Source organism: Candidatus Symbiopectobacterium sp. NZEC127 (genome assembly GCF_025962675.1).
In the GTDB taxonomy this organism is placed as follows: Bacteria; Pseudomonadota; Gammaproteobacteria; order Enterobacterales; family Enterobacteriaceae; genus Symbiopectobacterium.
Window position 1 is genome coordinate 1 of sequence record NZ_JAGFPG010000084.1, and the last position, 544, is coordinate 544.

The 544-nt window shown below is 56.2% G+C and carries 1 pseudogene; it reads right to left on the reverse strand.

From position 1 onward, the window contains the following. Positions 1 to 544: pseudogene (locus tag J5069_RS24040) on the reverse strand (transposase); the annotation flags it as partial.

The window sequence follows — 544 nt, forward strand, 5'->3', positions numbered from 1 at the left end:
GCGGCGCGTAGGGGTAACTCGCTATGCCGGTGTTGCGTGTTGTATGCGGTGATTTCATCTTCAATCGCATCAATTAACTGGCTCCAGCTTGGCAGTTTGGCTATCGCAGATTTCTGTACCGCGTTTAATGCTTTGTTCTGATTCAACGCATTCATTGCAGAATCAATCGCACGGCTGGTGATACGTGCGGTTTCTTTGTCTGCTGACCTGCCGTTGTAGGTGGCAAACTTACGGGCAATGCGGGCGGGGTTCTCCTTGTTCAGACGTTCGATGATCCCTCGTGCCTGCGGGTTCCCCGGAATACCGGTGGGGTGCTCGATGCCAAGGCGCGGCAGAATACCGGTGATATCAGCATCCAGCAGTTTGCCCGTTTCACCCGCCCCGTTATCGGAGTAGTAAAGCAACGGTACGCCGTGATGTTCGATACCGTGGCGCAGAGCATCAGCGACTGCCAGCGTGTTTTCGGCCAGCGCAAGACTCCAGCCCACCACGTAGCGGGTGCGGCCATCGATAACCAGTGTCAGTTCAGGCGTAAACGGGCGCC